Origin of the sequence: Alteromonas algae, from assembly GCF_049117195.1 — a bacterium.
GTDB lineage: Bacteria > Pseudomonadota > Gammaproteobacteria > Enterobacterales > Alteromonadaceae > Alteromonas.
Map to the genome: position 1 here is coordinate 631,301 of NZ_CP185260.1, position 24,249 is coordinate 655,549.

A 24,249-nucleotide genomic window follows, 5' to 3' on the forward strand; every position below is an offset into this window, starting at 1 on the left:
CATGATAAATCGATTCAAACCAAAAGTGTCTGCAAATGAGCAAGCAAATTCTTTCATTTACCTCAAATGACGTTGAAATCATCGATATTAAGCCTGTTTACAACGGGTTCTTTACGATGCAGCAGTACCAATTCAAGCATAAATGCTTCAATGGTGAGTGGAGCGACATTGTTAAACGCGAGATATTTGAACGCGGACATGCTGTCGGCGTTTTGCCTTACGACCCAATACTTAATGAGTTTGTTCTTATCGAGCAGGTTAGAATTGGGGCGTTGCCTACATCTTCAACCCCATGGTTAATAGAAATAATCGCGGGCATGATTGATGAAGGTGAGACCGACGAGCAGGTGTGTCACCGCGAGTCGCAAGAAGAGGCGGGTATTACCCTAACTAACTTAACGAAGGCGCTTAGCTACTTGTCTAGCCCTGGCGGGACCACAGAACGACTTCACATATTTGTTGCTCAAACGGACGCCACTAAAGCATCAGGCATTCACGGCCTTGAGAGTGAATCCGAAGATATAAAAGTGCACCGAGTTGCCGAAAGTACCGTACTAGAATGGTTAGAAAGCGGCCATATAGACAACGCAGCAGCGATTATTGCGCTACAATGGTTCTTCATGCACAAAAAAACATTATTGGAGCAGTGGCAAACCCCGTGACCTATCAAACGAGAAAAAAGTATATTCCTCACCTTCCCACTATTCAGGCACTGTGTGAACTGAACTATGCGCACATTCTGCGTATTTTGCCCGACTGTGATACTGAGGATTTGAGCTACTTATTTTCGGTCGGGAAAACGCTGCGCTATGAAATTCATATTACTGATACCGCCCGTTACACGACGACATTGACCGTTAAGCAAGTTGCTGATGATATGCCAGCTTACCTAACCCCCTCAATGACTGTTCGTTTGTACCATGATGCGCGGATGGCTGAGGTGATAAGTAGTCAGAATACCGGCAAGTTGGAACCCTCCTACGAGTACCCTAATATCAAAATGCGTCAGCGTAACGAAAAGCAAATGGTGAATATTTTCTTAGCGGAATGGTTAGACTTCTGCTTGAAGCAAAAACCTAAGGTGGCAAGCGAAGCGTGAAGCTAACCCTTCTTCATATCAGCGACCTCCACCTTGCTGGAGACAAACAAAAAAAAGGTTACGATAATGCGGTACCTATCGAAACCTTTACGCGAGTGCTTGCACATGCCCTTCTTCATACTGATAAAATTGATGGGCTGTTAGTGACAGGAGATATTAGTGGGGATAACTCGAAAGCCAGTTACGACCATTTTCTCTCAGTCATTCAAACGGTACGATCACTACCGGTATGGGTTATTCCGGGTAATCACGACAATAATCAATTTTATGCCAGCGCATTGCAATCATACCACCTTAGTGATGAACGTCCTGCGAAGCTTGGACGATGGTGTTTGCACGGTCTTGATACCCGAAGAACAGGTACCAGTGGCGAAGTGCGCCCGGCCGCACTTCGCCGTGTTGCAGCGAATATACAGGCATCACCCCAGTACCATCACTTAGTGGCATTACATCACCATGTAATGCCATCAAATAGTTGGATGGACAAGCATGAATTAGTAAACGCTGATGAGTTCGTGACATGGCTAGATACGCAACCTCAAATACGCGCAATACTCCATGGCCATGTGCATTCACCACTTCGGCAAGTCATAGGGAATAATCGTTGCTTAAGCTTTGGGGCGCCCTCGACCTGTTGGCAATGGGAGCTAACGCCAGATTTTAATACCAGTGCCGAAGGGCCCGGTTATCAATTATTTTCTTTATACGATGATGGTAACCTTATGTGTGAAGTTAAAAGGGTAAATAAATAATGAGTCATGTGTTGTATCTTCATGGTTTTTTAAGTTCTCCACAATCGGTGAAAGCACAAGCGACAAAGTCATATTTTGACAGGTTTCACCCAGAGGTAACGTTGCATATCCCCGAGCTATCAAATTATCCAAGTAAGATAGAACATCAGCTTCTTAGTTTAATAGCACAAACGCCAGAGCTTGTGGAAAACGGGCTAAAGCTTATCGGTAGCTCTATGGGGGGCTACCTTTCTACATATTTGGTGGAAAAATTCGGTGGTAAAGCGGTGCTGATAAACCCAGCGGTGCAACCTTATAAATTACTCCATGGCTTTATTGGCGAGCACGTGAACCCCTATACCCAAGCGCGTTTTGAAATTGTAGAGAGCGATCTTGGCGTTATAGAGGCGCTTGACGTACCAGAGTTAAAGCACCAAGACGCTTACCGTGTGATGCTGCAAACCAACGATGAAACCCTCGATTATCGTCAAGCACAACAAAAGTATGCGTCGTCGTCGTTACTCATTGAAAAGGGCGGCGATCATAGCTTTATAGGGTATGAAAAACATTTGCCTGACATTGCAGCTTTTCTTTTAGCACAGTAGGCAGGCGCTTAACCTCGTATTGCGTGTCATTATGCAGGAGATTAGGTAATGCCTGCTTTCAGATTGCGGGGATTCACTAGCCCTGATACCATCAATTTATCTTGCGTCGCAGGCATTAACTGCGTACGTTAAACTCGTTTCAGGCTTAAATAATAACCATAACTATGTCAAATCAATACAATTCAGATGCAATCGAAGTATTAAACGGACTTGACCCTGTAAAACGTCGCCCAGGTATGTATACCGATACCTCACGCCCCAATCACCTAGGGCAAGAGGTTATCGATAACAGCGTTGATGAAGCGCTTGCTGGGCATGCATCAAATATAAGGGTTATCTTGCACGAAGATCAGTCACTTGAGGTGACCGATGATGGCCGAGGTATGCCCGTTGATATTCACCCCGAAGAAAAAATTTCTGGTGTAGAACTTATCCTAAGTAAGCTACATGCTGGGGGTAAGTTTTCAAATAAAAACTATGCGTTCTCTGGTGGTTTGCACGGCGTTGGGATCTCAGTGGTTAATGCGCTATCTACCCGAGTAGAGGTGACAATTCGCAGAGATAGTCAGGTGTACCAGATAGCGTTTGCAAGCGGCGATAAGGTCGAAGACCTTGCGGTCATCGATACCTGCGGAAAACGCAATACGGGTACGCGTGTTCACTTTTGGCCCGACCCTCAATATTTTGATTCAGCAAAATTTTCGATAAGCCGCCTTATTCATAACTTACGCGCGAAAGCCGTATTAGCACCAGGGCTGCGTATACGATTTGATAATAAAATTACCAAAGAAAGCCAAGAGTGGTATTACGAAGATGGCTTGAAGGATTATTTATACCAATCAGTACAAGAGTTTGAAACATTGCCCAGCGACACCCCATTTATTGGTAACTTCAGTGGCAACACTGAAGCCGCAGATTGGGCAGTGATGTGGCTACCCGAAGGGGGCGATTTAGTCACTGAAAGTTACGTGAACTTAATTCCCACCGCACAAGGTGGAACGCACGTAAATGGTCTAAGGCAAGGGTTGCTGGAATCAATGCGGGAGTTCTGCGAGTTCAGAAATCTTATGCCCCGCGGCGTAAAATTATCGCCTGACGATATCTGGGACCGATGCGCTTATATCCTCTCAACAAAAATGCAAGACCCTCAGTTTGCAGGGCAAACGAAAGAACGGTTGTCCTCGCGACAATCCGCAGCGTTTGTGTCTGGTGTGGTGAAAGACTCGTTCAGCCTATGGCTAAACCAACACACTGATATTGCTGAAGCCCTGGCGGAAATGTGTATCAACAATGCCCAGCGCCGCCTGCGCCAAACGAAGAAAGTCGCGCGTAAAAAGGTCACGCAAGGCCCTGCATTACCGGGTAAATTAACCGACTGTTCATCGCAAGATATTAACCATTCAGAGCTGTTTTTAGTGGAAGGTGATTCGGCAGGTGGCTCGGCGAAACAAGCACGCGACCGCGAATTTCAGGCCATTATGCCGCTGCGTGGTAAAATCCTAAACAGCTGGGAAGTTGATTCATCACAAGTACTTGCTTCGCAAGAAATACATGACATATCGGTAGCGCTTGGCATCGACCCTGATTCAACCGACCTATCGGGGTTACGTTACGGAAAAATTTGCATCCTTGCCGATGCAGATTCTGACGGACTGCATATCGCCACGTTACTGTGCGCATTATTTGTTAGGCATTTTAGAACATTGGTCGATCAAGGCCATGTATATGTCGCCATGCCACCTTTATTTAGAATCGACATTGGTAAAGACGTTTACTACGCACTTGATGAGGGTGAGAAGCAAGGCATATTAGACCGAATCGAAGCGGAGAAAAAGCGCGGTAAAGTTAATGTGCAGCGCTTTAAAGGCCTAGGTGAAATGAACCCTATTCAGCTTCGTGAAACCACCATGGACCCAAACACGCGTCGCTTGGTGCAGCTTACCATTGATGATGCACAAGACATGCTTGAATTGATGGACATGTTGTTAGCGAAAAAACGTGCCGGCGACCGTAAAACATGGTTGGAAAGTAAGGGGAATATGGCTGAAGTAGTACTTTAGCAACGGTAATCATAAAGAAGATGTCACCGTGCTGTATACGGTAGCGTCGACATATTTCGTTACATACTGCTACCTTATCTGTTAGCGCCCCAATGTGATTGTAAAGTAACATAGCAATACAGTCATAAAATGGGCGCATTGTCGCTTTTAAGTTAACCATGGTGAACACTAAATCGTAATGAAACGCAGCCTTAAATGGGTGCTGGGTATTGCCTTCGCAACCACACTTCTTCTTTTTGCTGGTCTACTTATTCTGACGTTCTCTGCATTTCAACGTGAACCTCTCGTTGCGGTAGAGGCGCCTGCGCAGTTGGACGGCGCTGATAGTGTAAATGCACTGTTGGCACAGCTTCAGCGAGCATTTTCAAAAAGAGAAGAAGGCCATGAAATTACGTTGTCAGAACAACAAATTGAAAGTTTAGTTGGCGTGTTACAGCGGGCCATACCTAATTTTAGTGGGAAGGTTAATGTTACCCCCATGGGCAGCACCATTGCGCTAACGTTTGCCCCTTCAAGTCAATCGCTATTCATTAACGTCTCTGCCCTTATTTTACCGGGCGATACATTGGCGCTTGATCAAATCAACGTGGGTGACATTCGCCTTTCCGGGCGCTACGTTCTGTCTTTTCTTGAGTGGGCAATCAATACATGGACAGAGTCTGAAGTGGCGACCCTGGCACTTACCCGAATTGAACACGTCTCGATGACTGACACCGATATGACGTTGCGACTCGGTCCGCTAGGGGCATTACTTGCAGAACTCAATACGGTAAAGCTTAACTTAGGGGTAGATGAAGAGTCTGAACTTTCTGTACTCAGTGCCTATTATCTTCGCTATATCTCAGGGAGAGAACTTGCCTTATCTACGTCGCCTCAGTCGCTTATTGAATATCTTCGCGAGGGCATGGCACGTGCCAGAGAACAAAGTGAGACTGAAGAAGATGCCGTACTTCACAACAAGGCTGTCATTGTTGCGTTAGCTGCGTACGTGGGGCATCACAGTGTGGGCCATTTAGTCGGCGATATTCAGCCAAATGCGTCGATTGCGATAAAACCAAAGCGAGGCGCAACGCTTCATGGGCGCAACGATTTAGCGCGGCACTTTATTATCTCCGCAGCGTTTCAATTGTTATCAGAAGAGGGCGTGTCGTTAGCGATAGGAGAGTTTAAAGAGTTGATGGACAGAGGCCAAGGGGGATCAGGCTACAGCTTTGTCGATTTAGCCGCAGACATGGCCGGGGCTGAATTTGCAAAAGTGGCAACGAATCCAGCACGGGCAAAGCAACTACAAACAGATGTAGCAAGAATTCGCACCGAAACCCAAATTATACCGCCAATTTTGGATTTACCCGAAGGGCTAAGCAAAGCAGCATTTACGCAAACGTACGAACGGGTAGATAGCCCGCGCTACCTAAAAGAGGTCGACAAAATTCGACAGCTACTTGGCGAAACACCAATGTATTCGCTGTCGAATAAACCGTAAACGTAATGGTATGAGGGGGATAAGTTCGTTATTAACGTGCGGATAGCGACTGTTGAAACTGCGCGATAGTGCTTAACGCAAGCTCAATTTTTTTAATGAGTGCAGGAAGCGCACGCTTAGCATCGTCGTCATTCATTTCCTTCAATGCCTGCCAATCCAACGCAATTTCTTCTACATAGGGGCCAAAACGTTTGGCCGAGGTAGTAAAGCCACTATCCTCTGCAAATACCGCGGCAAACTTACCCTTCTTATCCTGTTGAAGTAGCTTTAGGGCATTATCGGCGTCTACTGATTTGCGGTAGAGCGTTTGAATGGTTTCCTGAAGCTGTTCATGAATAGCTTGCATAAAAATCCTCGAAATTAATAAAATCGGTTAAAGTTTCTACAGAAGGTGTCGATACTCTATGAGGTGGGCAATTCTGCCCACTTTTTTACTTTGCTACAAGCAACAAAGGAAAATGGTATGGATCTACAAGGTGCTAGTACCTCTGGAACGTCCGGTGCGTCACTTGAAGTAGCCTCTCTTAAGCTGGCGAAAAGCCAACAGCAACAAGAGGGTAAAGCGACGCTTCAGCTACTGGAATCAGCAGCTGACGTACCAAAACCGTCATCATCTAATCCTGCATTGGGCGCCAATATCGATACCTATGCCTAGGTTAGGGATGCAAATGTAAGTCGATAGGCGTTTTGCCAGGCTGACCCCCAATCTCTCTAACGAGTTTGGGGACGAGAAAGCCTGGCAAGCGCTTTATCGCTTCCGCTATTATTCGCCTACCATCGTCATCACTCACATAAAAATGCGCAGCCCCTTGCACTTTATCCAGCACGTGAAGGTAATAGGGAAGGACGCCGGCATCCATGAGCGCGTCGCTTAAATCGCATATAGCATCGGCGCTATCGTTTACCCCTTTCAGCAATACCGACTGATTAAGCAGTGTGACGTTCGCTTGTTTAAGTGCTTGTAGGCGTTGTTTCAGCGGTTCAGCGATTTCATTAGCATGGTTGGCGTGTAGCACTAACACTTTCTGTAAAGGCAGTGCGCTAAACCACGATACAAATGCATTATCGATGCGCTCAGGCAGTACAACAGGTAGCCGAGTATGAATACGCAATCGTTTAACATGAGGAATGTCGGCAAGGGCATTGGCCAGCCACGCAAGGTGGTCATCTTTTGCCATTAATGGGTCGCCGCCGGAAAAAATAACTTCGTTTATGTCGCTATTATTTTCAATGTAAGCAATCGCGTCTTGCCATTGTTGTTTGTTTACTGCGTTGTCAGCATAGGGGAAGTGGCGGCGAAAACAGTAACGACAATTTACCGCACAGCCAGTACGCACCATTAGCAATACGCGCGACTGGTATTTATGCAGAACGCCTCGTGTTGCGGTGTCATGCTCATCCAGTGGGTCTTCGCTATACTCCGGTGTGGTCACGAACTCATTACTTAATGGCATCACTTGCAAAAATAAGGGGTCGTTAGGGTTACCTTTTTCCATTAATTCCACGAAATGGCGAGGTACACGCATTGGAAATAAGCGTCGCGCTTTACTATGCTCAGCGTACTTTTCTAACGGCAATTCCATATAAGAAAGCAGCGCGGCAGGGTCAGTTATGCTTTTTGCTAATTCTTTTTGCCAGTTATGCTCTACAGAAATCGGTTTTTTAGGTATTATTCGTGCCACGAAACTTTTTGTACCTTATGGTTAGACAGAGGAATTATGGCTAATTACAGCACTAACGAGTTCAAAGGCGGCCTGAAAATCATGCTGGACGGCGAACCATGCAACATTTTAGAAAACGAATACGTAAAGCCTGGTAAGGGCCAAGCGTTTAACCGCGTAAAAATTCGTAAACTAATTTCAGGTAAAGTTTTAGAAAAAACATTCCGCTCTGGTGAGTCGGTAGAAGGCGCTGATGTGTTGGATACAGAGCTTGCCTACCTATATACCGACGGTGAATTCTACCACTTTATGAATAATGATACATTCGAACAAATCGCTGCAGATGAAAAAGCGCTTGGCGACAACAAGAAATGGTTGGTCGAAAACGATGTATGCATTATCACCTTGTGGAATGGCTCGCCTATTACGGTAACGCCACCGAACTTTGTTGAGTTGGAAATTACTGAAACTGACCCAGGTCTTAAAGGTGATACAGCAGGAACTGGAGGCAAACCGGCAACATTGAGCACGGGCGCTGTAGTTCGCGTACCATTGTTTGTACAAACCGGTGAAGTAATTCGTGTCGATACGCGTTCTGGCGAATACGTTTCTCGCGCGCAAAAATAATAAGTTGCATGCCGTATTGATGATGAATACGGCATGCCCTTTTTATCTTTAACGGGTGTAACCTGCCGCTATGTCTACATGGAAACCAACCACTTCGCACCACGCGCGTGTAGCTCGTGCGACGATGTTGAAGCATATTCGACAGTTCTTTGAAGACAGGCACGTACTTGAAGTAGAAACCCCGCTTTTGTGTCACGGTACCATTACCGATGAGCACTTAGATGCCTTTCACACCCAATTTCATTTTGATAGAACCGGTAGCCCCGTTTCACTTTATCTGCAAACCTCACCCGAATACGCAATGAAGCGGCTGTTATGTGCAGAGAGTGGTGCTATTTACCAAATTTGTAAAGCATTTCGTCATGAAGGGGAAGGGCGTTGGCATAACCCTGAATTTACGATGCTTGAATGGTATCGCCCAGGCTTTGACCATCATGCGTTAATGGAAGAAGTTAACGCCTTACTAATGGCAATACTACACACCGAACGCGCTGACATCATGACCTATCAGCAGGCATTTATGGAGCACCTTGGCTTATGTCCGCTTGATGCATCTCACGCTATGCTTTTAACCGAAATGGCGAAGATTGGTATTAACATCAATAGTCCGCAAACCCTCAGTAAAGACAGTGTATTACAGCTTCTGTTCAGTTATGCAGTAGAGCCTCGCATAGGACAAGAACGCCCTTGTTTTATTCATGCATTTCCTGCCTCACAAGCCGCACTGGCCACCATTAATAAAGATGATGCGCGCGTAGCGGATCGTTTTGAGGTGTACTTCAAAGGTGCTGAACTTGCAAATGGATTTAACGAATTGAGTAATGCCAGTGAGCAGCGTAAACGCTTTCACTGCGATAATGAAAAACGACTGGAAAACGGCCAAGAAACCAAGCCCGTTGACGAGTATTTCCTCGATGCACTGTCGCATGGTTTACCCGCTTGTGCGGGCGTAGCGCTTGGCATCGATAGGTTGTTAATGCTTCAATTAGGCGCGTCTTCAATCAGTGACGTCATCAGTTTCCCCACGCATATTGCTTAGGCATAGTTACTAACGCGAATTTTCAAACATAGTGTTTAAACCTATCGCTTCCCTCGCTTAATTTTTGCGTTCTAAACGACTGAAAACGCTGCGTTGCGTTCAAATAACCCTGCTGACAACGGTCAAACCTCCATATTGCACGGTAAAAAGCCGTTGACATTATTCTGCGCATTGATGACAATGTTATAACATCACATTAATTGATAAAAATACTACACGTAGGGGAAAGTAATGAAGGTTCCATCGTTGTTAAGTTTGACTATTGCCGGTTTGCTCAGTGCGCCAACACTGGCAACTACCATTACCGGTAAAGTTATTGATGCCTCGGGTAATGCGGTTGTCGGTGCGAAGGTGCAAATAGAGGGCACGCGCAGAGTCGCTAAAACCAATGACAAAGGTGTGTATGTTTTTGAAGACGTAAAGCAAACCCACGTTCACTTGCACGTATTCTCATCGCAGTATATCCATGGCGATAATGACTTAGGCGAGATTGAAGGCGACCAAAGTGTCGACTTTACACTGACGCCGGCATCGGTAGAAAACATCGTGGTTACAGCAACGGCACTAGAATCTTCAGTGCTTGAATCAGTTACGCCTGTGACCGTGATCGGTGCTGAAAAATTACGAAAAATAGAAGCGCCTACACTGGGTGAAACATTAAAGAATGCACCTGGTGTCCACAGTACCTATTTCGGGCCAGTATCAAGCAGCCCTGTTATTCGAGGAAACGATGGCCCTCGCGTTAAAATTGTACAAAATGGGTTAGACGTGTCTGATGTTTCTCGTGTTGGGCCTGATCATAACGTTGCCACAACGTTATCAAGCGCGACACAAATTGAAGTACTTCGTGGTCCAGCCACACTACAATACGGGAGCGGCGCCATCGGTGGGGTGGTAAACGTTGTAGATAAACGTATTCCGCAATACCAAGTTGATGGTGTAGAGGGTGAAGCCGAGGTTAATTACAGTACGGTAAATGAAGGTAAGTATACCCGTGGTGATATTACCGGCGGTTCAGGCAATATTGTATGGCACGTAGACGGTTTTTTCCGTGACACTGAAAATGCCGATATTCCTGGTTTTGCGTCTGTCGACCCAGACGAAGATGAACCAAATGGCGTTCTTGAAGACAGCGCCATGGAAACCACCAATATCGTAGCGGGTATTTCATACGTCGCCGAGGAAGGCTATTTTGGTTTCGCCGTTGAACAACTAGACAACGAGTATGGCGTTCCAGGTCACAGCCATGCGCACGGTGAAGAACATGAAGAGCATGATGAAGCGCATAGCGACCTTGAAGGCGAGCATGATGATCATGATGAAGAACACGGTGAAGAAGGCGTTTTACTCAATGTAGACATGACCCGATATCAAGCCGCAGGTGAGTGGCACTCACCGGTAAAAGGGTTAACCAACATTAAATTCGCTGCAGCATACACAGACTATGAACATGCTGAAATTGAAGACGGCGAGCCGGGAACTGTGTTTACCAACAAAGCGAGCGATATCCGTCTTTCTGCCTATCACGAAGAAGTTAATGGGTGGCACGGCGTATTTGGATTGCAGGTTAACCGTAGCGATTACAATGCGGTAGGAGAAGAGGCATTTACGCCAGAAAATACCACATCAAGCTATGCGCTATATTTGATTGAGCAGAAGAAAGTAGGCGATGTTACATTTGAGCTAGGTGGTCGTATTGAGCGCACAACCATAGACGCTGAAGATACTGCGGTTGAACTGGAGGTATATCATGACGAAGACCATGACATGCACGAAGGGGAAGAAGATCATGAAGAAGAGCATGAAGGTGAACACGAAGCGCATGCAACAGCCTTTAATTTCCCAGAGTACGATTTCACCAGCGTGTCGTTATCTGCTGGGGCAAATTGGGTTTACGCAGACGGGCAGTCGGTAGCGGTAACCTTGTCAAGAAGCGAGCGTGCACCTAGCCAACAAGAGCTATTCTCTTCAGGTCAGCATTTAGCGACGCAAAGTTACGAAGTTGGCCTAGTGTTCGACCTAGACGAAGAAGGGCATATTGAAGAATCACTAAAAGGCGTTTCAGAAGAAGTAAGTACTAACCTTGACGTGACGTTCCGAAAGTTCACGGGCGATTGGGGGTATAGCGTTTCATTCTTCTACAATCAGGCTAGCGATTATGTTTATCAAACTAATACTGGGCTTGTTGCGTTAACAGAGCATGACGACCATGAAGATCATGGCGATGAGCTTGATGGCGACATGCATGAAGAAGCCCATGACGAACATAGTGAAGAAGGCTTGCCGGTGTTTTACTTCCAACAAGCTGACGCTGATATTTGGGGTATGGAAGCCGAAGCGTATTTTGATATGAGCGACACGCTTCGCTTGACGGTATTTACCGACTATATTGATGCAGACATTGAAGACGACAACTTACCGCGTACGCCACCGATGAGACTGGGCAGTGAGCTAAGTTACGTGAACGATGCATTAAGTGCTGATGTTGGTTTTACGTGGTACGACGAGCAAACTGATGTGGCAGCGTTTGAAACGGCAACCGACGGTTACACGCTGATTAATGCGAGTGTCCAATATGAATTTGCGAGTCAGGGGGTGGATTGGGTACTATTTGCCAGAGGAAACAACCTTACAAATGAAGAGGCGCGAGTGCATACGTCTTTCCTCAAAGACCAAGCGCCGCTCCCAGGTAGAAATTTAACAGTGGGGGTTCGCGCCCTGTTCTAAGACACGGGGTTATATGCTTTCAGACAATGATATTGCAACATGGCTGAGAAATATTGATACGCAACATATCGTATTAGGCTATGGCAGTTTATTAAGCAAAGACAGTCGAGAGCGTTTCTCGCAGATACATACACTTGGCATTCCTGTGCGCGTTGATGGTTTTCAGCGCGCATGGGTAACCCGAAGCCTCGCAGAATCGCAGACGTATGTCGGCGCTTTAGTGGACGCTACATCGCAGCTTACCGCGCAGCTTATTCCTACTTCTATTAACCCTCGTCTACGCGAACGTGAAAAAGACTATCAATTCGTGCAAGTTCCCCATCACGCTATATCATTCTCCTCAGATGATGCGGGGGCTATGGCACGTGGCGCGTTAGAAAAGCATACGTATTGGCTATGCGAAACGCTGGCGTGTGAACCCGCGACAGCACAGTACCCCGTCCACCAAACGTATATCGATACCTGCCTGTCGGGTTGCTTAGAACATGGTGGAGCTAAAGAAGCTAAAGCTTTTATCGACCTTACCTCCCATTGGCAGCACCCACGGGTTAACGACAGAAATGCAGTAAAGTATCCCAGGGCTGCGCATGTGAGTGACGCAGTGCGAAGCGAAATAGACGCGCTGTTAACCGCGCATCAGGAATGAGTATGGAAATACGCACACCACGCTTATCGCTGACGCCGCTGCAATTTGATGATCACGAATGGGTACTTACGATAAACCAAGATCCGCTCTGGCTTCAGTTTATTGGTGATAGGGGCGTGAGCAATGCGGCAGATGCCAAAGAGTACATCTACCGCATTAATACGCAATTGTCAGAATGGGGCTATGGCTTACTCGCAGTTAAATGTCGAAAAACGCATCAAGCGCTAGGGTTGTGTGGTCTGATAAACCGTTATGCTTTTACATGCCCAGACTTAGGGTTTGCGCTGTTGCCTCATGCTAGGGGGCAAGGCATTGTATTTGAAGCGGCTCACGGTGTTATTGAGTGGGCGAGGGTTAATCGCCATTTTCCGTTCATAACGGCAATGACACACCCAGAAAATGCACGTTCACAGCATGTGCTTGAGCAACTAGGCTTTCAAAAACAAGGAACGTTTTTTGATAAGGGGTTGCCAGGCCAGCATCTTTATTGGCAACCCCTTATATTGGTAGGGTGTTAGTAGGGGGGTAACACCGTGACTTTATTTATAATAATTGGCTCAATAGGCACGTTATTGGTGTTTAACCGAATGGAGTATTCGGTTTCTACTTCTGACATCGCGTCGACAATATCCTCGCCTTCTACAATCATTCCAAAAACAGCATAGCCCCAATCGCGCCCCGGGTTTAACGTGCTATTGTCGTTAACGTTAAAGAAAAACTGACGGTTAGCGGTATGCGGGTCATCCTGACGCGCCATGGCGATAGTGTGTAAGTCATTGGTTAACCCGTTGCCTGACTCGTTAAAAATATCAGGGAAGTTAGACTTGCCATCGAAGTTTTCGGTATAGCCGCCACCTTGCACCACAAAGCCAGGCACAATACGGTGAAAAATCGTATTCTCATAGCTTCGCTTATCTACATATCGTAAAAAGTTGTTCACGGTAATCGGTGCACGTCGTCTATCCAATTCGACCACGATATCACCCATAGTGGTTTCAATTTTAACCCGCGGGTAATAGTTATCGGGCTGTACGTGTGAGCCATCATCGTTTTTCGCGGCAAGTAATGTGTTGCTCAAAAGCATACTCACAATGACAATTGATAGCGTTACAATATTTCGCATAGTGCGTTCCTTATCGTTTTGCGGTGGTGAAAACAACAAACTTGCTGTCACTTGCTGTTGTTGTTATACCGCCAAAAATGCGTTTTAGCTTAATGTGATAGTCTAAATGGCGATTGCCCACTACAACAAGATGGCCGCCTTTACCTAAGGCATCTTTTGCGTCATGAAACATTTGCCACGCAATATGATCGGTAATGGCATTTTGTTGATGGAACGGCGGGTTGCATAATACTTTACTGACACAGTTTTCGCCCTGTTGTTCGATAAGCTGTTCTAGGCAATTGCTGGCAATGAACTGGCATTGCTCAATCGCCTCGGGAAAATTTTCAAGTACGTTTTGCCTTGCACTTTCCACTGCCATAAACGATTCGTCTACAAAAATAACCTTGCAATGGGGCGCCAAATTGAGCGCGTTTAACCCTAAAATGCCATTGCCACAGCCTAAATCGACTACTACATCATTAGCGGCGACGGTCATATGAGACAGCATGATGCGCGCGCCAATATCCAGAGATTGACGTGAAAACACATTAGCATGGTTGTGCAATGTAAAGACTTTTCCCGCCGTGCTTTTACACGTCCATGTTACAGGGTAGGGCGACGAGGGAGGCGTTATGCTGTCATCAAACGTAGAAAATATAAGACGCGATTTCTTTTTCGCCAATGACGTAGTTGTTGGGCCGATATATTTTTCAAACAGCGCTAACACCGACTTTGTGATGGCTTTGGCTTTGCCTCCCGCTACGATATGAGTATCAGTTGTCGCGTAGCGCCTGATATCGATAAGTTGCTGCTCGAGTAGAGCAAGTGTACGAGGAACTTTTATAACGACTATTTTAGGCGTATGTGGTGGTTCAAAGTGCATGCTCTCAACGCTCGTTACCGTTGAGACGGGCGCGGTAATCTGCGTATCGTTGGCCATAGAAACGCTGTGCCCATTCTGGGTCAAGTTTTCTTTAAGCGAACGTAATGATATGTAGGAGTCAGAAATCCAAATGGGGTTAACATGCGTAAACCAACAACCAAGCGCGCCAAAATCATCGTTAACGATAACCAGATTGTTTGCGTTACACGGTGGCATATCGCTAAGTAATGACTCTACATGGCTAATAAGTAATTCATCGGCGCTATCCCATGCTTGCAAACTCACATGCTGGAGCTTTTCAGGGTAGCGTATTAAGGTAAGCTGGCGGTCAGCCAATATAAATTCTGTATTCATTGTTTTACATTCAACGTTAAAGAGGGCGACATGCAGTTACCACTGTTTGAGACATCGAGCCGCAGCCCGTCATCTCCTGTGAAGCTTCCTTTGCCAGAAGCAGATGTCTTGTATTATCCGCAATGGCTAGGTGTAGAGCAAGCGAATGCGTATCATCATACGCTGGCCCACACGCTCCCGTGGCGTCAGGACGATATTCGTTTGTATGGAAAGTCTATTCCTATTCCTCGTCTGCAGTCGTGGCATGGTGACGCACACTGCCGATATCAATATTCAAACTTAACCTTGTCGCCATCGCCTTGGACGCCAGAATTATCGGCGATTAAAGATAAATGCAGTCATCAATGCGATGCGCCATTTAATAGTGTATTGGCAAACTGGTATCGAGATGGACAAGATAGCATGAGTTTGCATGCCGATGATGAGCCCGAGCTTGGTGTCAATCCGACGATTGCCTCGGTAACGTTCGGTGAATCTCGCCCATTTGTGTTTAAACACAAGGAAACCAAAGCGCGATATGTACATCATTTGGAGCATGGTAGTTTATTAGTGATGGCGGGCACCACACAAACCCACTATGTTCACGGTATCGCAAAGACGGCAAAATCAATTGGTGATAGAATTAATCTTACTTACCGATTCATCCATCCAAGGTAAACAAAACAAATGAACGTAAAAGCATTTATAGAAAGTGCAGTGAATGAAGCACTAACCCCGACGTTTCTAGACATTGTCGATGAAAGTTTCATGCATAATGTTCCCGACGGTGCGCAAAGCCACTTTAACGTAACCGTAGTGAGCGAGACCTTCGTTGGTCAACGCTTAATTGCGCGTCATCGTGCAGTAAATGCACTCCTTGATGAAGCATTAAAAGGCCCCGTGCATGCATTAGCGCTGCATACCTATACACCAGATGAGTGGATAGCAAAAGGCCAAGCGTCTTCTCCATCACCTGATTGTTTAGGTGGCAGTAAACGGTAAGCCGCTTACCAAACCCACCTCAGAACATTCTAAAAGTGAGCATGTACCCCACGATTACCCCAGCGCAGCGACGCTACGTTGAGAATATCCTCATTGCAGATAACTATCGTATGGACTGTTTATATGCATTACGTACGTTGGATTTGCCCCAAGGGTATATTGGTGCAGGTTTCTTGCGAAATGCTATTTGGGACGCGCAGCACGAGTTTGTGGTTCCAACCCCGCTTAACGATGTTGATGTTATTTATTTTGACCCGCATACGGTGTCAACGGCGGCCGAACGCGCCATCAAAGAAGCATTACAAAAGCAGTGCCCAGCGGCGCCTTGGCAGGTTAAGAATCAAGCAAGAATGCATATTCAGCACAACCACGCCCCTTACTCGTCATGTGAAGAAGCACTCTCCATGTGGGTAGAAAGGGAGACCTGTGTCGCGGTGCGATTATCGCTAAACGATACATTCGAATTTCTTGCCCCTTTTGGCCTCAGTCAAAACATGAAAGGCACCATTTCGGTTAATCCGAAAATACCTCGACCTGAGGTATTCAGTAGGCGCGTTACGACTAAAAAATGGTTAAAGTTATGGCCACAATTACGTCTCGTCAATACCCAATAGCATCAATCTTGGGTAATAAACTTATCGTTACTTACGGCGTACAACCTGAAGAAACCAGCCAACAAACACAGAGATAAGAAACCCAAAGAAGGTCATTAATAAGGTGATAGTAGGCAGTTCAGCAGAAAAGTCAGGGTTTTTGCCAGTGTGCTCACTAACCAACATTCCTGATGCTTTAAAAATAAAAAGTGCTGCAATTGAAAAAAGCAAAATAACCGCGGTCGACATCAACGTGGCTTTCCAATACGCCTTAGGCGCAAACCAATGAATAGTGAACGCAACACCAATACATAAAACAGTTAAAATATAAGGGACCACGTAAACTCCTAGCGTGTTAAATAGTGACTGTTGCACAAGGGGCGCGATTCAGCCGGTAAACCTCATTGCAAAATTGCGCGTTACGATGCCATGTCACCCAACGTTTGTCAGCAACAAAACAAAATAAACTTCACCGGCAGAGCACACCTTTAAATCTTGAATTGTTCGATTAACATTCTATTAAAAGATCTTAACGCACAATGATGATAGAATCGCGGGCACTTTTAAGCGCGCTTGTGCTTGTTCATCAGAACAATAAAAGCCGTTAACCTTTAAACGTTTTACACGCTGAGAAAACATGTTCGATTTAATTACCAATAAAGATAGCAACGTTAAAAACGATGTGCTGTCAGGTATTACGGTTGCGTTAGCACTGGTACCTGAAGCAGTAGCATTTGCTTTTGTTGCAGGTGTTGAGCCTATGATTGGCTTATATGCAGCTTTCATGATGGGGTTAATTACCTCTGCAATAGGTGGCCGACCCGGTATGATTTCTGGGGCGACAGGCGCAATGGCAGTGGTGATGGTCGCGCTAGTCGCACAGCACGGTGTGCAATATCTGTTTGCCGCGGTCATTCTCGCCGGGTTACTGCAGATCATGTGTGGCGTGTTTAAACTTGGAAAGTTTATTCGCTTAGTGCCTTACCCCGTAATGCTGGGGTTCGTAAACGGGCTGGCAATCGTTATTTTCCTTGCGCAATTAGGGCAGTTTAAAGTACTTAACGCCGTGGGTGAGTTAACGTGGATGCAAGGCACCATGTTGTATTGGATGTTAGGCCTTGTGGCCTTAACCATGGCTATCATTTATCTGTTACCTAAATTAACGACTGCGGTTCCAGCATCGCTAGTAGCTATTGTTACCGTTACTGCACTTGTTCATGGCATGGACTTAGAAGCGCGAACTGTTATCGATTTTGTACGCGACCTTTTACCTGCGGAACAAAAAGCAAGTGCGACGCTCGCGGGAGAGCTGCCTAGTTTCGCCATTCCTATGGTGCCTTTTACCTGGGAAACGTTCATGATCATTTTGCCTACCTCAATTATCTTGTGTTTGGTTGGTTTAATAGAATCTCTGCTGACATTGTCACTTATTGACGAAATGACCGACACCCGCGGGCGTGGTAATAAAGAATGCGTAGGGCAAGGTGTTGCAAATACGGTTAATGGGTTCTTTGGCGGAATGGGTGGCTGTGCCATGATTGGTCAAAGTATGATTAACATTAATTCCGGTGGCAGAGGTCGCTTATCGGGTATTACCGCAGCACTAGTACTATTAGCATTCATTTTGTTTGCAGCACCCCTTATCGAAATGATCCCACTGGCAGCGTTAGTGGGCGTTATGTTTGTGGTTGTTATTGCTACCTTTGAGTGGGCGTCATTTAGAATAATACGTGGCGTAAATAAAGAAGATGCATTTGTTCTCTTCCTCGTAACCGGTGTTACTGTCATCGCCGACTTAGCTATTGCAGTGGTGGTAGGGGTTATTGTTTCTGCCCTCGTTTTTGCTTGGAAGCATGCACGACATATTGCGGTAAAATCGCATATCGACAACGATGGTTGGAAAGTCTACGACTTAGAAGGTCCGTTATTTTTCGGTTCAGTGTCTCATTTTAAAGATTTGTTCGATGTATTAAATGACCCTGACGATGTGGTTATCGACTTCAAAGAATCTCGTATTTGGGACTCATCAGGTATTGATGCGCTCGATACGCTTGCCGATAAGTATGAAGAACAAGGTAAGAAGTTACACATCCGTCATATCAGTGACGAGTGCCGCTGCTTACTTCGAAATGCGGATAAATTTGTTGAAATTAACGTGAATGAAGATCCAAGGTATCGTGTGGCGACAGACTCGCTAGCGTAAACCGGCATTCCCTAAATGTTCAAAGCCCAAACCTCTAATGAGATTTGGGCTTTTTTTTACCATACCTATTTTAGCCATTAAATAGCGCTTAGTGCCCTTTTAAGCGTAAACAAATGTTTAAATATCAAGCCTTGGCCTAGAGTAATCCAAATCCTCTGCTACATTTACTACATAGTTACAACGCTGATTAACACGTGAAGCGCGCGTAGTACCAAAAAAATAAGCAGTTAATTTAGGGGTGAGGTAAAAGCCAGAATGGGACTATTTTCTAATAAAAAGGCACTTGAAGCTGAAAATCAGCAGCTAAAAAAAGAGCTTGAGGCATTCCATACTATTCAAAAAGAGTTACGAGAGGAGCTGTTGTTTCTTGAACTAAACGCAAGCGGGGGGATTACCGCATGCAATCGAGGCTTTGAGAAGCTTACGCATTACAGCATGCAAGATCTTGAGGGAAAGCGGGTGCCTGTGCTGCTTCACGAAGAATTTGTTTCAACGCAAGATGGAAAGGGGTTGCTTAGCGCTGTGCAGTCACGCGCGCATTGGCACGGGAAAGTACGCATTGCAGGCGCGAAAGGAGACGAGCACTGGCTAAGAGCGATTTTACACCCTATTGATAATGCTAATGGGCAAGTAGAGCGCATCGTCTTGTACATGGCTGAACAAACCTCTGAAATTAAAACGTCAAGAGAACAGCACGACATGATGGCAGCGCTGCATCGTTCAACTGCTGTCATCGAGTTTGACCTTTCAGGCACCATATTAAAAGCCAATGAAAACTTCCTAGAGGCAATGGGCTATCAAGCTGCTCAAATTATTGGTAAACATCACAGCATTTTTTGCCAGCGAGACTACACAGGCAGTGCTGAGTACAAAGAGTTCTGGAGAAATCTGTCCAATGGGGAAATGTTCTCCGATAGATACCTGCGCATCGATAGTAACGGGCGTGAAGTCTGGTTAGAGGCATCTTATAACCCTATACGTGATGAAAATGGGAAATTGTATAAAGTCGTTAAATTTGCCACGGTGATAACCGAGCAAATGCAGCGAGAGCAAGCCATTGCTGATGCTGCTAATGTGGCTTTTACCACATCAACAAAAACCGGTGAGCAGGCCCTGAAGGGCAGTGATGTAGTCAAGAAAACCCTGGAGATAATGCAAGGGTTGTCTTCTCAAATGGGCTTGGCTAGTCAGGGCATTAAAGAGTTAGATGAACAATCGCAAAAAGTCGCAGATTTAGTGAAAAGCATTAGTGGTATTGCAGACCAAACCAATCTGTTAGCGCTTAACGCAGCAATAGAGGCTGCACGGGCAGGAGACCAAGGGCGTGGTTTTGCAGTGGTTGCTGATGAAGTCAGGCAACTTGCTTCAAGAACCAGTAGTGCAACCGAAGAAATTGTTAGCGTTGTAACGGAAAATAGGAAATTGACTGAAAACGCAGTACAACTGATAGAAACAAGTCAGGCCCGCGCAAGAGATGCATTGGATTACTCTAATGAATCGGGCGAAGTAATGAATGAAATTCAGCGCGGTTCTGATGAAGTGGTACAAGCCATCGGGCATTTTGCACAACGCCTCTAGTGAGGTGTTGACAACCCGATACTGTCGCGAGCTACTTCAACCAGCCATTGGCGACGGCAACATCAAGTTGTTGGCCAACGTAATCCCACAGGGCGGGTGCACATTGCTTCAAATGTGCATTACGCTTTTCTATTTGCTCCCGACGAATACCGTGGCGTTTCCAGCTCCCACCTTGGTCATTCATGTTTTGAAAAACAGGCAGCACGCGGTCCATGGCTTTAGCAAACTCAGCGTCAGGAGTCGTTGCGTCTTCAAATTCAAGCCACAAATTGAGCCATTGTTGGTCTAATGGGGCAGGCAGTAGCCCAAATATACGCTTCGCCGCATCGACTTCCTTTTCAGCTTGCGCATCATGACTATGCTGCGCGTTAAACGCAAACATATCTCCGGCGTCTATCTCGACAACGTCGTGTATCAAAATCATTTGAATAACACGGGTTACATTTATTGGTTTACTGGCGTATTGGCTTAACATGCTTGCCATTAATGCAACATGCCAACTATGTTCAGCCGAGTTCTCTTGGCGTTGCCCATCACAGGGTAACGTAATCTGTCGTTTTATCGCTTTAAGCTTATCTAGCTCGCAGATAAAAGCATTGAAGGAGTCTACAGCAAGCATAAGTGACCTCTTAGTGTCGGCTATGGCTTAAAAAAATGGGCGCCGATTTACGTCGGCACCCATTAATGCATTTTACATGTCGAGCTGCCACGTGATGGCAGCATCAATTTCTATTTTAGCTCAGACAAATAAACGATAAGGTCTGCAATATCATCAAATGTCATTTCAGCGGTGAAAGTAGGCTGATATTTACCGTTAATAATAAAGCTTGGAACACCGGTTAAATAAGCACGGTTTGCATCAATAGCTTGTTGGTTCTTTTTCGCCATGCTGTTAACGCCAAAGCTACTGGCTAGTTTATCAAACGCTTCACCATCGGCACCGTTTACAACAAAAATGTTACGAAGGTCATTAAGATTCGTAATGGTTGCTCGTTGCTTATGTATGTAATTAAAGATGGCAGCGTTCATTGCCTCTTCTTGCTTCATGGCACGGCCAATCAACATGGCTTTTGTTGCTGCATCCTGTACATCAGGACCGGCAAAGCGCATAAAGTTTACGTGCACTTTATTGAATTTCGTATTTGAATCCATCTTCTGTTTGATTTGTTTAACAATGGGTTCAAATTTGAAGCAGTGAGGGCACCAAAACGAAAAGTACTCAGTAATTACAGGTTTATCTGTCGCTTCTTCATCAAGGACGACGTAATGTGTACCTTCTTTCCATTTCATTGGGCCTTCTTGGGCACAAGCGCTTAACGGCAGCATAATCGCCATTAAAAACAGTACTGCAAACTTTTTCATTGAGTAAATTCCTATAAAAGAATAATAGTTATCATTACAAAGGTTACCACAGGCGTTTGCTGTTCACTAGCGTACGCGACCAGCGTACAAAAAAATCCCATGAATCAATGCGTAACGCTTTGCATTTGTAACGTGATTTCAGCAGGTATAGCACGCCCATTATTGATGGGCTTGCTATACCCTATTCGTTACATTTGATAAGCAAGCGTAAGCAAGGTACGACGCTCCTGCCCTTGGTAACCAATAATGTCCTCAAAGTCTGCATTAAACGCATTATTAACTTTCAATGCCACAGAAAGCGCATCGGTCAGTTGATACTGAACGTTAAACGTCGCTAAGGTATAGGCTGACAATGCTAATGTTTGTGACGGTTCAGGAAACGGTGGGAAAAACGTATCAAAACGCGTTCCCGTATACGCTAACTTGGCATAAACAGATAGCTTATCTATGCCGAGAGACGAAGAGGCAGTAAGTGCGCCTTGATGTCTAGCTCTGCGTAGTTCAGTCGCTGACGAGGTGTTGTCAGGCTGTTCGGCGTCAAGGTAGCTATAGCTTGCAGAGAACGCCGCCCATGACGTCGACCATGTCATTTCTGTGTCTATGCCTCGACGTTTACTTTCGCCTTCTACATTGTCGGCGGTGAATACACCTAAATCTGGCGCGAAGACAAACCCATTTATTTCATTTTCTAGCCGTGCGTTATATGCACTGACTTGCCAGCTAAGGTTTTGTGTACTGCCTCGTAACCCTAACTCAACCTCTTCACTCTTTTCTGGAGTAAGAGAGGGGTTGCCGGCAAAGCTGTCTGGGAAAAAGCCAAACCGCTCGGTGAAAGTGGGGGTTTTAACCGCTTTACCTACACTCGAAAATAGCGCGACATTAGGGGATATATCCCACGTTAGACCAGCACGATAGGTCGTTGCGTTTTTAAACTCACTATTGTCATCAAGCCGAGCACTAAGCGTTGTAAACAAGGTTTGAGATAAGTGACGAGAAGCTTCACCAAAGATACTGAGGGTGTTGTCGTGTTGCTTTTGGTTAGGGTCGCCAAAGTTAACTGGCCCTCGCTGCGAAAACAAACGCTGCAGGTATTCGCTACCGGCAGCAATATTCCACTGGTCGAGGCTAAATGTATTGGTCCAGTTTAACTCCAGTCTTTCGCCCGTTGTACCACCGGCATCTGTTCCTTGGGTCGTATTGTCATTTTCGTCTTTTCTATATTGAAAAGCGATGACAGAGGCATAATCACTTTGCAATGGTGTATATCGCCATTGTAATTTTGTACTTAGTTGCGAGCCGTCGGTACGGTTATTCGCATCAGTCGGCAACCCAGTAGTGACAAAATCGGTTCCATCGTAGTCATTGTTGTATGCTACCGTTCTAAGCGCCGCAATAAACGTGTGAACATCGGTTACTGAATAATTAGCATTAACGCCTGCGGTTACGTTTTCATAGCCATCGTCTTCACTTCCCATGCGGGATATATTATCGCCATCGGTCACAAAATAATTGGCATACGCGTTCACGCCAAGATTGTCGAACTGCGAGGCCGAATTCACGCTACCGCGAAAGGTATCTTGCGTGCCGCCTGATAGCGAAAGCGTTACGTCTGCATCGTCGTTGCCATGCTGGCCCGCTCGTGTGGTTATGCTGAGCACGCCACCAATAGCACCACTGCCCCATAAAGCACTTTGTGGCCCTCTTAACAGCTCAATTCGAACGACATTTGCAGTAGTAAGGTGGGCTAAGTCGATAAGACTCCCTTGACCAATATCGTTCGCTATCACGCCATCGATAAGTACTAGCAAGTGATTGGTCTCGCCGCCTCTGACGCGCATTTCCGTTAAACCACCAGGGCTGCCTGACTGCGATAAGCTTACACCAGGTAATCCTCTGATAAGTTCAGCTAGTTGGACAGCGCCAGATGCATTGATATCATCTTCGGTTAGCACTGAAATCGACGTAGGAAGTTTTGTAATGCTTACGGGTATGCGTGAGCCTGTAACAGTAAGGGTTTCAACGTCTTGTTGCTGCGCAGCTGCATGATTAAACAGGCAGGATAAAGTAGTAACGGCTAGGGCCGCATTAAAGCGTTTTGTGTGTGTTTTCATGATAGTTCTCGCAATGTACTCCGCCCGAGTACATGGGTGAATGAATGGCAGCATTGCTACCGTAAGGCTTAGGCCGGTATCCGGGCTCACTCACCAAAACATGGATCTTTTACCTTCCCACCGCAAAATGACACTGTGCGGCAGTGGTGTTTAAAAGATAATACACACGTGTGTATTGAGTTTACCGTTGCGGGGGCAGCATCAGCATTTCACTGATTTCCCGTTTAACATCGCGACGTGTTTTTTATCACGTTAGGCGTAACACACCCGTAAAATGACAAAAAATTCACTTGCAACGCACCAAAGCGGCGAGAAGTATATATAAGAGACTGAATAATAGCGAGAGAAGGCCTTATGCTAAAACGTGACAAGTCATCACGTTTTACATTAAGGCCTGTATA

25 protein-coding genes and 1 riboswitch are annotated in these 24,249 nt (G+C 45.8%); of the genes, 17 read left to right on the forward strand and 8 right to left on the reverse strand.

Going from position 1 to position 24,249, the window contains the following annotated elements; translation table 11 throughout:
* Positions 1–35: 35 nt before the first annotated feature.
* From nudF to ACOJRU_RS02845, 6 genes are all read left to right on the forward strand, one after another.
* Positions 36–662 carry an ADP-ribose diphosphatase gene (nudF, locus tag ACOJRU_RS02820; RefSeq protein ID WP_421133541.1) on the forward strand — a complete coding sequence of 209 codons (627 nt, stop codon included), beginning with the start codon at positions 36–38 and terminating at the stop codon, positions 660–662.
* Positions 659–1,099, forward strand: a complete 441-nt coding sequence (locus ACOJRU_RS02825; protein WP_421133542.1) for a DUF1249 domain-containing protein — start codon at positions 659–661, stop codon at positions 1,097–1,099. The genes nudF and ACOJRU_RS02825 overlap by 4 nt, the downstream gene beginning before the upstream one ends.
* The gene (locus ACOJRU_RS02830; RefSeq protein ID WP_421133543.1) at positions 1,096–1,851 is read left to right on the forward strand and encodes a metallophosphoesterase family protein; all 756 of its coding nucleotides are present in this window, start codon (positions 1,096–1,098) and stop codon (positions 1,849–1,851) included. Before ACOJRU_RS02825 ends, ACOJRU_RS02830 begins: the two co-directional genes overlap by 4 nt.
* Positions 1,851–2,435 (forward strand): YqiA/YcfP family alpha/beta fold hydrolase, encoded by a 585-nt coding sequence (locus ACOJRU_RS02835; protein WP_421133544.1) that lies wholly within the window; start codon positions 1,851–1,853, stop codon positions 2,433–2,435. The genes ACOJRU_RS02830 and ACOJRU_RS02835 overlap by 1 nt, the downstream gene beginning before the upstream one ends.
* Positions 2,436–2,599: 164 nt before the next feature.
* Positions 2,600–4,495 carry a DNA topoisomerase IV subunit B gene (gene parE / locus ACOJRU_RS02840; protein WP_421133545.1) on the forward strand — a complete coding sequence of 632 codons (1,896 nt, stop codon included), beginning with the start codon at positions 2,600–2,602 and terminating at the stop codon, positions 4,493–4,495.
* Positions 4,496–4,673: 178 nt separating this feature from the next.
* Positions 4,674–5,978: a hypothetical protein gene (locus ACOJRU_RS02845; RefSeq protein ID WP_421133546.1), complete on the forward strand. Its 1,305-nt coding sequence runs from the start codon at positions 4,674–4,676 to the stop codon at positions 5,976–5,978.
* Between the two features lie 31 nt (positions 5,979–6,009).
* Here ACOJRU_RS02845 and ACOJRU_RS02850 read toward each other — a convergent pair whose 3' ends face one another.
* Positions 6,010–6,324, reverse strand: coding sequence for a hypothetical protein (locus ACOJRU_RS02850; protein ID WP_421133547.1), 315 nt, complete (start codon positions 6,322–6,324; stop codon positions 6,010–6,012).
* Between the two features lie 117 nt (positions 6,325–6,441).
* Between ACOJRU_RS02850 and ACOJRU_RS02855 the strand changes: the two genes are divergently transcribed.
* Positions 6,442–6,633, forward strand: a complete 192-nt coding sequence (locus ACOJRU_RS02855) for a hypothetical protein (RefSeq protein WP_421133548.1) — start codon at positions 6,442–6,444, stop codon at positions 6,631–6,633.
* Between the two features lies 1 nt (position 6,634).
* Here ACOJRU_RS02855 and epmB read toward each other — a convergent pair whose 3' ends face one another.
* Complete coding sequence (epmB, locus tag ACOJRU_RS02860; RefSeq protein ID WP_421133549.1) at positions 6,635–7,660, reverse strand: EF-P beta-lysylation protein EpmB; 1,026 nt, start codon at positions 7,658–7,660, stop codon at positions 6,635–6,637.
* Between the two features lie 36 nt (positions 7,661–7,696).
* Here epmB and efp point away from each other — a divergent pair, with 36 nt between their 5' ends.
* The 5 genes from efp (at position 7,697) to ACOJRU_RS02885 (ending at position 13,196) form a co-directional block, all read left to right on the forward strand.
* Positions 7,697–8,266 (forward strand): elongation factor P, encoded by a 570-nt coding sequence (efp, locus tag ACOJRU_RS02865; RefSeq protein ID WP_421133550.1) that lies wholly within the window; start codon positions 7,697–7,699, stop codon positions 8,264–8,266.
* A gap of 70 nt (positions 8,267–8,336) precedes the next feature.
* A complete protein-coding gene (gene epmA / locus ACOJRU_RS02870; RefSeq protein ID WP_421133551.1) occupies positions 8,337–9,305 on the forward strand; it encodes an elongation factor P--(R)-beta-lysine ligase in 969 nt (322 codons plus the stop codon).
* Between the two features lie 231 nt (positions 9,306–9,536).
* Positions 9,537–12,032 carry a TonB-dependent receptor domain-containing protein gene (locus tag ACOJRU_RS02875; protein WP_421133552.1) on the forward strand — a complete coding sequence of 832 codons (2,496 nt, stop codon included), beginning with the start codon at positions 9,537–9,539 and terminating at the stop codon, positions 12,030–12,032.
* Between the two features lie 13 nt (positions 12,033–12,045).
* Positions 12,046–12,678, forward strand: coding sequence for a gamma-glutamylcyclotransferase (locus ACOJRU_RS02880; RefSeq protein ID WP_421133553.1), 633 nt, complete (start codon positions 12,046–12,048; stop codon positions 12,676–12,678).
* A 2-nt stretch (positions 12,679–12,680) separates the two neighbouring features.
* Entirely contained in the window at positions 12,681–13,196 is a 516-nt protein-coding gene (locus ACOJRU_RS02885; protein WP_421133554.1) for a GNAT family N-acetyltransferase, read from the forward strand.
* Here the strand turns inward: ACOJRU_RS02885 and ACOJRU_RS02890 are convergent.
* Positions 13,193–13,762: a peptidylprolyl isomerase gene (locus ACOJRU_RS02890; RefSeq protein WP_421134701.1), complete on the reverse strand. Its 570-nt coding sequence runs from the start codon at positions 13,760–13,762 to the stop codon at positions 13,193–13,195. The genes ACOJRU_RS02885 and ACOJRU_RS02890 overlap by 4 nt on opposite strands.
* Before the next feature lie 49 nt (positions 13,763–13,811).
* The gene (locus tag ACOJRU_RS02895) at positions 13,812–15,020 is read right to left on the reverse strand and encodes a methyltransferase (RefSeq protein WP_421133555.1); all 1,209 of its coding nucleotides are present in this window, start codon (positions 15,018–15,020) and stop codon (positions 13,812–13,814) included.
* 30 nt (positions 15,021–15,050) lie between these two features.
* Here ACOJRU_RS02895 and ACOJRU_RS02900 point away from each other — a divergent pair, with 30 nt between their 5' ends.
* Genes ACOJRU_RS02900 through ACOJRU_RS02910 form a run of 3 tightly spaced genes read left to right on the forward strand, consistent with a single transcriptional unit; the run spans position 15,051 to position 16,615 of the window.
* Positions 15,051–15,677, forward strand: a complete 627-nt coding sequence (locus ACOJRU_RS02900; protein WP_421133556.1) for an alpha-ketoglutarate-dependent dioxygenase AlkB family protein — start codon at positions 15,051–15,053, stop codon at positions 15,675–15,677.
* A gap of 9 nt (positions 15,678–15,686) precedes the next feature.
* Complete coding sequence (locus ACOJRU_RS02905) at positions 15,687–16,001, forward strand: BolA family protein (protein ID WP_421133557.1); 315 nt, start codon at positions 15,687–15,689, stop codon at positions 15,999–16,001.
* Between the two features lie 41 nt (positions 16,002–16,042).
* Positions 16,043–16,615, forward strand: coding sequence for a nucleotidyltransferase family protein (locus ACOJRU_RS02910; protein ID WP_421133558.1), 573 nt, complete (start codon positions 16,043–16,045; stop codon positions 16,613–16,615).
* A gap of 27 nt (positions 16,616–16,642) precedes the next feature.
* Here ACOJRU_RS02910 and ACOJRU_RS02915 read toward each other — a convergent pair whose 3' ends face one another.
* A complete protein-coding gene (locus ACOJRU_RS02915) occupies positions 16,643–16,933 on the reverse strand; it encodes a hypothetical protein (RefSeq protein ID WP_421133559.1) in 291 nt (96 codons plus the stop codon).
* Positions 16,934–17,231: 298 nt separating this feature from the next.
* Between ACOJRU_RS02915 and ACOJRU_RS02920 the strand changes: the two genes are divergently transcribed.
* Positions 17,232–18,797 carry a SulP family inorganic anion transporter gene (locus tag ACOJRU_RS02920; RefSeq protein WP_421133560.1) on the forward strand — a complete coding sequence of 522 codons (1,566 nt, stop codon included), beginning with the start codon at positions 17,232–17,234 and terminating at the stop codon, positions 18,795–18,797.
* A 255-nt stretch (positions 18,798–19,052) separates the two neighbouring features.
* On the forward strand, positions 19,053–20,375 hold the full coding sequence (locus tag ACOJRU_RS02925; protein WP_421133561.1) for a methyl-accepting chemotaxis protein: 1,323 nt from the start codon (positions 19,053–19,055) through the stop codon (positions 20,373–20,375).
* A 31-nt stretch (positions 20,376–20,406) separates the two neighbouring features.
* On the opposite strand, the gene ACOJRU_RS02930 is transcribed toward ACOJRU_RS02925, so the two are convergent.
* The 3 genes from ACOJRU_RS02930 to ACOJRU_RS02940 all read right to left on the reverse strand — a co-directional run bounded on the left by ACOJRU_RS02930 (position 20,407) and on the right by ACOJRU_RS02940 (position 23,848).
* The gene (locus ACOJRU_RS02930) at positions 20,407–20,994 is read right to left on the reverse strand and encodes an HD domain-containing protein (protein WP_421133562.1); all 588 of its coding nucleotides are present in this window, start codon (positions 20,992–20,994) and stop codon (positions 20,407–20,409) included.
* Between the two features lie 110 nt (positions 20,995–21,104).
* The gene (locus ACOJRU_RS02935) at positions 21,105–21,737 is read right to left on the reverse strand and encodes a thiol:disulfide interchange protein DsbA/DsbL (protein WP_421133563.1); all 633 of its coding nucleotides are present in this window, start codon (positions 21,735–21,737) and stop codon (positions 21,105–21,107) included.
* A gap of 188 nt (positions 21,738–21,925) precedes the next feature.
* A complete protein-coding gene (locus ACOJRU_RS02940; protein WP_421133564.1) occupies positions 21,926–23,848 on the reverse strand; it encodes a TonB-dependent receptor plug domain-containing protein in 1,923 nt (640 codons plus the stop codon).
* Between the two features lie 53 nt (positions 23,849–23,901).
* Positions 23,902–24,134: riboswitch (cobalamin riboswitch) on the reverse strand.
* Between the last annotated feature and the right edge of the window lie 115 nt (positions 24,135–24,249).